This window comes from Bacillus sp. AP50, from assembly GCF_040492675.1.
Taxonomy (GTDB): domain Bacteria; phylum Bacillota; class Bacilli; order Bacillales; family Bacillaceae_G; genus Bacillus_A; species Bacillus_A cereus.
Genome location: NZ_JBEUTW010000583.1, coordinates 1 through 1,422 on the forward strand (window position 1 = coordinate 1; position 1,422 = coordinate 1,422).

The following is a 1,422-nucleotide window of genomic DNA, read 5'->3' on the forward strand; positions in this document are numbered from 1 at the left end:
TATCAAATGCTCTCTATATCTTTGAACACGTAATAATAAAAAGCGAACCAAAGGGTGTACCTTTTGAAACGTAATAAAAAGAAGAGTTTGCTATGAACTCTTCTCTTTATAAAAACAATGAATAATTTCTATTATTTAATTTACACTCTTCCCTCATAAAAATTTATTTTTTAAAGAGCATAATTATCTGTGTACTCTTTTCATTTACTATTTTAATAACTATGTTGTTAAACTTCCTCTAACAGCACCCACTTTCACCATTAATATCAAATTAACTTCAGTGCTTTCAGTAAGGCGTGTTCTCTTGACTTAGCATCTTCTTTTGAAAAATGTGCATCTGGAAACATAGAAGACAAATGATGGTACCCAGGGTAGACATGTAATTCCACTAAAACACCATCAAAAATCAGTTGTTTCGCAAATGTTAAGGCTTCGTCTATAAATAAATCAATGGTACCTATATTCATATAAGTCGGTGGTAACCCAGCCAATGACTTTGCACGTGCAGGTACGTAATATTCACTTACTTCCTCCAGACCTAGTTCATGCCCTAATACGGATTTCCAGCCAAAATAATTACTTTGTTTTGTCCAAATAAATTCCCCTGCATAGGGATGCTCTGGTGCAATACTCGTACAGTCATCTAGCATTGGCCTTATTAGTCTTAGATGATGGATTTCAAATTCCTTCTGATCACGAATGTATAGGGCTAATCCAGCTGCCAATCCGCCGCCAGCGCTGCTACCCGCAAGAGCAATTTTCTGCGTATCTATTCCTAATTCCTCCGCATGTTCAATACACCATTTTAGCCCTGAATAGCAATCCTCAAGTTGACTTGGCTGAATATGCTCAGGCGCCAGGCGATAATACACAGATACACAACAAAAACCATGCTGTACGGCCAATGATGCATTGCTTGAACGATCAACGACTGGGCTTCCTAAAACCATTCCGCCACCATGGATCGAATAAAATAAGGGCATCCTATAATACTTTGATTGGGTTGGTTTAATGATTTCTATTCGAATATCCGGACCACTAAAATAACTTGGCACAATCTTTTCTTCAAATGTGACAGGGAACATCTGTGTTATATCTATTTGTGGCATCATTTGTGATTGATTCTTACGTGATTCCATTAGCGTAGATTGGGTAAGAGCGTTTGTTGGTATTAAATCTACTGCCCTGATAATTTCTGGATCAATCAAATGTCTACTTCTGCTTTTTTGCTCCGCCATAGTAAAAATCCCCTCACTTTCTTGTTATAAACACAAATTAGTATTAAAATTTCATTTTATTTTAATCATGAAACAGGATCTATCCAAACCGTTATAAAATCTTTCTAAGAGATGGAAGTCGGACACTACATGTATTCTCATATCTTTTTTATGTTGCTGACATGTTGTCTATTCATATTTTAAC

General features: G+C 36.1%; 1 protein-coding gene. It reads right to left on the bottom strand.

Annotated features, from left to right (window positions below; all coding sequences use genetic code 11):
* Nucleotides 1-266: 266 nt before the first annotated feature.
* Nucleotides 267-1,238 carry an alpha/beta hydrolase fold domain-containing protein gene (locus ABWK52_RS26895; RefSeq protein ID WP_087947937.1) on the bottom strand — a complete coding sequence of 324 codons (972 nt, stop codon included), beginning with the start codon at nt 1,236-1,238 and terminating at the stop codon, nt 267-269.
* Nucleotides 1,239-1,422 lie beyond the last annotated feature (184 nt).

Coding starts and splice junctions, on each gene's coding strand:
- ABWK52_RS26895 (WP_087947937.1), bottom strand. CDS start 1,238: ATGGCGGAGCAAAAAAGCAGAAGTAGACATTTGATTGATCCAGAAATT.